Genomic DNA, 8,088 nt, shown 5'->3' with positions numbered 1-8,088 from the left:
GGAATAAAAGAAGGAATAAAAGAAGGAAAATCAGAAATACTAATAAAACAGCTTACAAAGAAATTTGGTAATATTACTGATGAAAATGAGAAAAAAATCAAGAATTTATCAGATAAGGTTATTGATACAATACTAGTGGATATTTTTGAAATAGAGAGTTTAGATGAGTTGGAAAAATATTTTTAAAAGCAAGTCTGCCTATAGGCAGACTAAGACCCCTAGGGGATACGAACAAATATTCACAATTTATTAATAAAATGTTATTTACCCCTGAGGGTCTTTGTGAGGAGATGCGGGCGACGAACTTGCTATCATTAAAAAAAATCCAACATCATATTTGATGTTGGATTTGTGTTTTTAATTTTTCATAGTGAACTAATAATTAATATTATTATCTAAAATAGACCTTAGCAAATAATTATCCATTTTAGTTATATCCATAATAAAAATATCTGGATTGAATAGGAAAGCGACTGCAAATAAATTTGCTTCATACTCATGTAAGGTTGATATAGAATTACCATCAAAATGATTGCAAGGATTGCTATGCATAATAGCATGTCCTAATTCATGAGCACATAAAACTTTTTGTGAGAGTTTATCAAAATTTGAGTTAATGTATATTAATGGTTTTGAATTTGCATATGGTTTTATTACATATGCTTGCATAGCTACTTTTCTAAAAGGGAAAAAATCGAATTTCATCCCCATATTTCTGCCAATCTTGAAAGGGTCATTTGTTTTATAATAAGACTTAAGCTCTAAAGCTAGTGACACTATTTCGTCTTTGGGCAATAACTACATCTCCTTAGTTGTTTTACTTAAATTTATAGCTGATTAATTCCATTTGTCTTAATAATTCTTTGGCAAAGCTCACCAATTCATCATCAGTCATTTTGTTTGTGTCGTAGCCACCATAGGCCATTAAGAGTGGCTGTTTAAGAATAAATTTCATAGCATCCTCTGGAGTTTCTATTTCTATATCGTTGTAAGAAGGAATTGGCGGAGTTTTGTCCCATCCCATCAAATATGCAGGTGTAATATCTAATGCTTGTGCTAATATATCTAGTTTTTCTACGGGTAAATTATTTATAAAACCACTTTCATAGCGTTGCAATGTAGATTTATTTATACCTGTTTTTTCCGAAAGAGATTGAAAAGAAAGACCTAAAGATTGTCTTCTTTTTTTCATCCTAATGACAATTTCATTTGTTATTTCTCTATTCAATGTAAAAACCTCCTCTATAAGCTATATTATACCATTATAAAGCAAAAAGGCAATATTTTTTAATAAAAGAAAAAATAATTGCATATTTGAGTTGACATAAATTAGGTAGAGAGTTACAATAATGGTAACTCATATTTGCAATTTAAAAATACTAATATTTTTGAGAGGAGCATAAAATGAATTCGAAAAAACTGAAAGGAAAAATAGTAGAAAAAGGAATTACGCAAGTTAAGTTAGCTGAGAAAGTAGGTATATCAGTGCAATCATTAAATGCAAAGCTTAATGACAGATCATCTTTTACTATAGAAGAAGCAGATAAAATCACTGCAATATTACATTTAGATAATCCAGGGGATATTTTTTTTGCTAATTTAGGTCAATAAATGCAACGAAAAACATTAAAGGAGGATACAATAATCATGAATGTAGAAGTAAAAATAGTAGCACCAGCACTGGAGGCAGTCCTATTATCTATTGCAGAAGCATTAGAGAGAGGACAAGAAGTAAAGTCCGTAAATGGAGGAGTCTTAGATGCTAAAAAAGGAGAAATACCAGAAAATAAAAGCATTATTACTCAAAAGGAAGTGACATTACAAGATTTGAGAGTCGCTTTGATTGAAAAATCAAGAAAAGGCAAGCAAGCACAAATAAAGGTTTTAATCCAGAAATTTGGCGGTAAAAAACTTACTGATATTAGTAAGGAAAAATATGAAGAATTTATGAAAGAGGTAGGTGAGCTGTAAAAATGGCAAATGATTTAATAAAAGTTGTGACAAGTAAAGTACGTTTCGATTATGCAAATGTTTGGAGGCCTAGGAGTTTTGAGGACGGGCCTCTAAAGTATTCTATTAGAATAATTGTCAAGAAGGATGATAACGATGACACTATGGCAAAAATTAATAAGGCTATAATGGCTGCAAAGAAAGTTGGAGTTGTTAAGTATGGAAGAGAATTTTTAGAGGATATAAATACACTTGTACATGATGGTGATGAGTTAGAGGAAGAGGAGTATAAAAATACTGTGTATTTTAATGCAAGCAGCACAATAAAGCCAGAAATTGTTGGTCCAAGCCTTAAACATATTAATAATGAAAGTGAATTTTATTCTGGATGTTATGGAAGAGCTTCTTTGTTTTTTTTTAGTTATGATAAAGGGGGCAATCATGGAATTGGTTGCTGTTTAAATAATCTTCAAAAATTAGAAGATGGTGAACATTTATATTCAAGAAGTAGTGCTGAGGAAGACTTCTCTGTTGTTGATAGCCATGATCAAGAGGAAGACTTTTTATCATAAAAGAAGAGCGCAGTTAAAAGATAGAAGAAAAGATAAATGCACAATGCACAATTCACAATGCACAATTGTGGATGATTTTGTTCTCTGCGTTCGCAAAATCTTTATTCAATTAAATAATTAAATGATTAAAGATTCTCGACCTTTGGTCGAGAATCAACATTAATTGTGCATTGTGCATTGTGCATTGCCTTAAAAAGGGGTTGATATTACGTCTATATTATCTATAGATATTGAGACTTGTTCTAGTGTAGACCTTAGAAAGAGTGGCGTTTATCCTTATGTAGAGGATGAAGATTTTGGTATATTATTATTTGCCTATGCCTTTGATGAAGAGAAAGTCATGGTTGTTGATATTAAAAATGGGGAAGAACTACCAGCAAAAGTTAGAGCAGCTTTGCTAGATGATAATGTCATAAAGGCTGCTTTTAATGCTAATTTTGAGAGGCTTTGTATAGGAAAGTATTTTAATTTGCCACTGAAAATAGAGCAGTGGAGATGTACAGCTGTTCTTGCATCAACGCTTGGACTACCTAGTAGTTTGGATGAGGTTTCTAAGGTTTTAAATTTGCCAGTTGTAAAAATGAAGGAAGGCAGGGCATTAATAAAAGAGTTTTCTATGGGGAATTTATCACAGTCACCGCTGCCTATTATAAAAGGGTGTAATGAAAAATTATTGCAAAGGCAAGAATTAGAGAAGGAAGAAAGGTGGAAGCTATTCAAGAAGTATTGCGCTATGGATGTGGAAGTGGAAAGAGCTATTCGCAATAAGTTAAAGGATTATACACTTATAGAAAATGAACAGAAGCTTTGGTGCCTTGATGGCAAGATTAATGATTATGGTGTAAAAATTGATGAAAAATTACTTGAATTCGCTCTTATTTTGAGCAGAGATATGGAAAAGTGTAAAAAACAAGAATTAAAGACATTAACAAGTCTAGACAATCCTAATAGTCCAACCCAACTTAAGAAATGGCTAAATGAGTATGCCGACATAGAAGTTAAAAGCTTATCTAAAGAAAAAGTGGAGATTCTTATTAATGAAACTGAAGATACAGTAGTGAAAAGAGTCTTATCCATCAGACGAGAAATATCCAAAACATCACTGAAAAAGTATGAAGCTATGAATAGATCATTATGTAAGGATGGTCGAATAAGGGGTCTTCTTAAATTTTATGGGGCAAATAGAACAGGTCGGTGGTCAGGGAAGCTTGTTCAGGTTCAAAATTTACCTCAGACAAAGCTTAAGGATTTAGCATTAGCAAGGGAAGTATTAATATCGGGAAGAGGAGAGGATCTGGAGTTTCTTTATGAAAGTGCTTCTAATGTATTATCCCAATTAATTAGAACTGCCTTTATTCCCCGGGAAAATTGTAGATTTATAGTGTCAGATTTTAGCGCTATAGAGGCGAGGATTATAGCTTGGCTGGCAGGGGAAAAATGGCGAATGCAGGTCTTTGCTTCTCATGGGAAAATTTATGAGGCTTCGGCATCACAGATGTTTAAGGTGCCTATTGAATCAATCACAAAGGATAGTTTATTAAGACAAAAAGGTAAAGTGGCTGAGCTTGCTCTAGGCTATGGCGGCAGTACTGGTGCTCTCACAGTTATGGGAGCGACTAAAATGGGCGTTCTGGAAGAAGAATTATATCCTTTAGTTAAGGCTTGGAGAGAGGCTAATCCAAGGATAGTAGCACTTTGGCATAATGTAGAGGAAGCAGCAATTAAAGCTCTTAAAGATAAAGTAGTTGTTGATTTTAAATATGGAATCAAGTTTTATTGCAGAGATGGAATTCTTTTTGCAAAGCTCCCATCAGGTCGAAAATTAGCCTATTTTGAAGCAAGACTAGAGAGGGAAGAAAAATTCAATAAGGTTGGAATAACCTATAAGGGGTTTGGTGTAGGTAAAGGCTGGTGTACTATGAGAACCTATGGAGGCAAACTGGTAGAAAATATAGTCCAGGCTATAGCAAGGGACTGTCTTGCAGAAGCTATGATTAATATTGATAAAGCTGGCTACAATATTGTAATGCATGTGCATGATGAAGTAGTACTAGAAGTGCCTATAGGAGAAGGATCACTAGAAGAAGTCAATGAAATTATGGGAAGAAATATTCAGTGGGCGGAAGGACTTTATCTAAGGGCAGAAGGATTTGAAGCAAATTACTATAGGAAATAGACTAATGCAATGCACAATGCACGATGCACAATGCACAATATAGGGATAATGCACAATGCACAATGCACAATGCACAATTAAGTTCAAAAGAAAAGTCAAAGGCAAAGGCAAGTGCAAGGTCAAAGGCAAGTGCAAGTGCAAGGTCAAAGGCAAAGGCAAAGGCAAAGTCAAAAGCACGGGCAAAATAAATGTATAATGAATAATACACGCTTATAATTAGTGTTTTGATGTTTTAATGCTTCAATTAATTAAAGAAATTTTTCAGCGTGCTAAAAAATTTCATCCTTAATTGTGCATTGTGCATTGATAATTGTGCATTATATTTTCCAAGTATACAGTGTAGTACACGGCCTTAGACCGCATTGTGCAAGGGTTTTTCCTTAGGTGTATACTATGTATACTTAAAATATAGTAACGTGAGAAATTAAAGAATAACAAAAAGAAATAAAATAAAAAAAATATAGGATATGGGAAGTTTAGAATGAATAATGCACGTCTATAATTAGTGTTTTAATGTTTTAATGTTTTAATTAATTAAAGAAATTTTTTAGCGTGCTAAAAAATTTCATCCTCAATTGTACATTGTGCATTGTGCATTGTGCATTATGTTTTAATATACCTTTTTGATAAAGGAGGAATTATGAAGTTAAACAATGATGGTTTTATTAATATAGCAACGGGTAAGAGTAGGAGAACGATTAAATGGACAAATAAGAAGCTTTTTTGGTCAGCTTTTTTGGATAGAATTAGTAAGACCGTTCGTACTGGGGAGAGTTATGAAGAGTACGGGCTTATGACGAAGAAGAATAGAGATGATAAGAAGGATGTAGGCGGGTTTGTAGGGGGAAAGCTTAAGGATGGCAGAAGGAGAAAAGAGCAGGTTGAATTTAGGCAACTTGTAACATTGGATGCTGATTATGTTAAGGGAGATATATGGGCTAGCGTTGAATTTATGATAGGCAGTGCTGCAGCTATTTATTCTACACATAGTCATAGTAACAATAAGCCTCGTATGCGAATTATTATTCCCCTAAAAAGACCTGTTTCTGCTGATGAATATGGGGCAGTTTCAAGAAAAATTGCTGAAGATATTGGAATAGAGTTCTTTGATGGCACTACTTTTGAACCACATAGACTTATGTATTGGCCTTCTACTTGTAGTGATGGAGAGTTTGTTTTTAAATATTTAGATGAGGAGTGGGTAGACCCTGATGAAGTACTCTCTAGGTACGAAGATTGGAGAGACCAAGCCACTTGGCCAGAAGGAACTAAGGCTTCTAGCATTAGGAATGCACAGATTAAAAAGCAAATGGACCCAAGGGAGAAATCGGGATTTATTGGTGCTTTCTGTCGCAGTTATTCTGTTCTTGCGGCTATTGAAAAATTTCTAAAGGATGTCTACAAGCCTGTTAATGAAGGGACCAGATATACTTATGTGAAAGGGAGTTCTGTAGGGGGACTTATTATTTATGAGCAAGGTAAATTTGCTTATTCGCATCATAGTACGGACCCAGCTAGTGGGATTCTTTGCAATTCTTTTGATCTTGTGAGAATTCATAAGTTTGGACACTTAGACCAGGGCCAAGAGGAGGCAAAGCAGAAAAATAGATTGCCTTCATTTAAGGCTATGATTGACTTTTGCAAGGAAGATAAGGAAACTAAACTTCTTCTCGTAGAGGAAAAAACTAAGATGGCGAGAGAAGAATTTGCAAGGGGAGCATCTTTATCTAAAGGAGGTATAGATGGAGATAGGCTTTACAATAATGATGAAACTACAGAGGGGAGTGAAAATCAAGGGACTAGTAATAAGCAAGAGGTTAGTGAAAATCAAGGCATTAGTGTGAAGCAAGGTATTAATGAGGAGCAAGGTATTAATGAGAAGCAAGATATTACCGAGAAGAAGAAAGCTGTTGATGCTGATTTAAGCTGGCTTGCAGAGCTTTCTATTAGTGATAAAGGAACGCCTAATAGCACTTTTGCAAATTTATTATTAATACTTCAAAATGATGTTTTTTTAGTAGAAAAAATAGCTTTGAATGAGTTTCTTCACAGACCAGCTGTTTTGGGTGATTTGCCGTGGAGGACACTTGAAGATGGCGAGTATTGGCAAGATAGAGATGATGCAGAACTTAGGGGCTACATAGAAAGTGTCTATGATATTGTGTCGCCGCAAAAGTTGAATGATGCCTTAATGGCAGTGCAGGCAAGAAATAAATTTCACCCTATAAAGGATTATTTCGGTAGGCTTAAATGGGATGGGATAGCCAGGATAGAGACTTTATTTATAGATTATCTTGGGGCTGAGGATACTGTGTTTAATAGATGTGTTACTAGAAAAATCATGGCAGCTGCAGTAGCTCGTGTATATGAGCCTGGCGTAAAATTCGATTATATACTGGTGCTAGTAGGCGCGCAGGGCATTGGCAAGAGTTATATGATTAAAAAACTTGGGCTAAAGTGGCATTCTGATTCTGTAAATACGGTACAAGGTAAAGAGGCCTATGAGCAGCTTCAAGGAGCCTGGCTAATAGAGCTTGCGGAATTATCAGCAACTAGGAAGGCAGAAACTGAGGCCGTTAAGCATTTTATTTCAAAGCAAGAAGACATGTACAGGGTGGCTTATGGCAAACAGGTTTCGGTATTTAAAAGGCAATGTGTTTTTTTCGGTACTACTAATGACAATACATTTTTAAGGGATAAGACAGGCAATAGAAGGTTTTGGCCAATTGTTGTTGGTAAAAATAAGAGTAAAAAAAATCTTTGGAAAGATCTAACGGAAGAAGAAATTAACCAAGTTTGGGCAGAAGCTAATGAGCTATATAAAAATCATGAGCCTTTATATCTTGAAAATAGTATGGAAAAGGAAGCTACACTTGTTCAGGAAATTCATACAGAGGAAAGTGCTATGAGTGGTGTTATTAATGAGTATCTTAATATGCTTTTGCCAAGTAATTGGTATGATTTAGATATTTTCGAAAGAAGGCAATACATTCAAGGCAGTGAGTTCGGGGAGGCGAAAAGAGGAAACGTTGAGAGAGAAAAAGTATGTGCTATGGAGATTTGGGTAGAGGCATTAGGCGGAGATATTAAGCAAATGACCCGTACACAATCCAGAGAAATCATTGATATTATTACAAAAACCAAAGGCTGGAAATCTTATGATGAAGGAAGTAGGAGACTAAGATTTGGGAAAAACTATGGAGTACAGAGGGCGTTTGTTAGGATTAGAGATTAATTTGCAATTTGCAATTACTTGGACAATTTGCAATGTTCAATTTGCAATTTGCAATTACTTGGATAATTTGCAATGTTCAATTTGCAATTTGCAATTACTTGGACAATTTGCAATGTTCAATTTGCAATTTGCAATTACTTGGATAATTTGCAATG

8 protein-coding genes are annotated in these 8,088 nt (G+C 34.6%); 6 read left to right on the top strand and 2 right to left on the bottom strand.

Annotated elements, in window-relative coordinates:
* Positions 1-186 (top strand): DUF4351 domain-containing protein (locus ACVHXK_RS18335; protein WP_461207856.1); only part of this gene is annotated, 186 nt, incomplete at its 5' end.
* Positions 187-375: 189 nt separating this feature from the next.
* Here the strand turns inward: ACVHXK_RS18335 and ACVHXK_RS18330 are convergent.
* On the bottom strand, positions 376-795 hold the full coding sequence (locus ACVHXK_RS18330; protein WP_461207855.1) for an ImmA/IrrE family metallo-endopeptidase: 420 nt from the start codon (positions 793-795) through the stop codon (positions 376-378).
* A gap of 22 nt (positions 796-817) precedes the next feature.
* Entirely contained in the window at positions 818-1,228 is a 411-nt protein-coding gene (locus ACVHXK_RS18325) for a helix-turn-helix domain-containing protein (protein WP_461207854.1), read from the bottom strand.
* Between the two features lie 176 nt (positions 1,229-1,404).
* On the opposite strand from ACVHXK_RS18325, the gene ACVHXK_RS18320 reads away from it, so the two are divergent.
* The 5 genes from ACVHXK_RS18320 to ACVHXK_RS18300 all read left to right on the top strand — a co-directional run bounded on the left by ACVHXK_RS18320 (position 1,405) and on the right by ACVHXK_RS18300 (position 7,933).
* On the top strand, positions 1,405-1,611 hold the full coding sequence (locus ACVHXK_RS18320; RefSeq protein ID WP_461207853.1) for a helix-turn-helix transcriptional regulator: 207 nt from the start codon (positions 1,405-1,407) through the stop codon (positions 1,609-1,611).
* A gap of 36 nt (positions 1,612-1,647) precedes the next feature.
* Positions 1,648-1,971, top strand: a complete 324-nt coding sequence (locus ACVHXK_RS18315) for a hypothetical protein (protein WP_461207852.1) — start codon at positions 1,648-1,650, stop codon at positions 1,969-1,971.
* A 2-nt stretch (positions 1,972-1,973) separates the two neighbouring features.
* Positions 1,974-2,522, top strand: coding sequence for a DUF2815 family protein (locus tag ACVHXK_RS18310; protein WP_461207851.1), 549 nt, complete (start codon positions 1,974-1,976; stop codon positions 2,520-2,522).
* Between the two features lie 340 nt (positions 2,523-2,862).
* Positions 2,863-4,698 (top strand): DNA polymerase, encoded by a 1,836-nt coding sequence (locus tag ACVHXK_RS18305; protein WP_461207850.1) that lies wholly within the window; start codon positions 2,863-2,865, stop codon positions 4,696-4,698.
* A gap of 640 nt (positions 4,699-5,338) precedes the next feature.
* Positions 5,339-7,933, top strand: coding sequence for a virulence-associated E family protein (locus tag ACVHXK_RS18300; protein WP_461207849.1), 2,595 nt, complete (start codon positions 5,339-5,341; stop codon positions 7,931-7,933).
* Positions 7,934-8,088 lie beyond the last annotated feature (155 nt).

Source organism: Clostridium sp. DL1XJH146, from assembly GCF_054819755.1.
Note: the sequence above shows the minus strand (reverse complement) of the source record. Positions and strands in the feature narration are given on the sequence as shown.

Coding starts and splice junctions, on each gene's coding strand:
- ACVHXK_RS18320 (WP_461207853.1), top strand. CDS start 1,405: ATGAATTCGAAAAAACTGAAAGGAAAAATAGTAGAAAAAGGAATTACG.
- ACVHXK_RS18305 (WP_461207850.1), top strand. CDS start 2,863: ATGGTTGTTGATATTAAAAATGGGGAAGAACTACCAGCAAAAGTTAGA.
- ACVHXK_RS18300 (WP_461207849.1), top strand. CDS start 5,339: ATGAAGTTAAACAATGATGGTTTTATTAATATAGCAACGGGTAAGAGT.
- ACVHXK_RS18315 (WP_461207852.1), top strand. CDS start 1,648: ATGAATGTAGAAGTAAAAATAGTAGCACCAGCACTGGAGGCAGTCCTA.
- ACVHXK_RS18310 (WP_461207851.1), top strand. CDS start 1,974: ATGGCAAATGATTTAATAAAAGTTGTGACAAGTAAAGTACGTTTCGAT.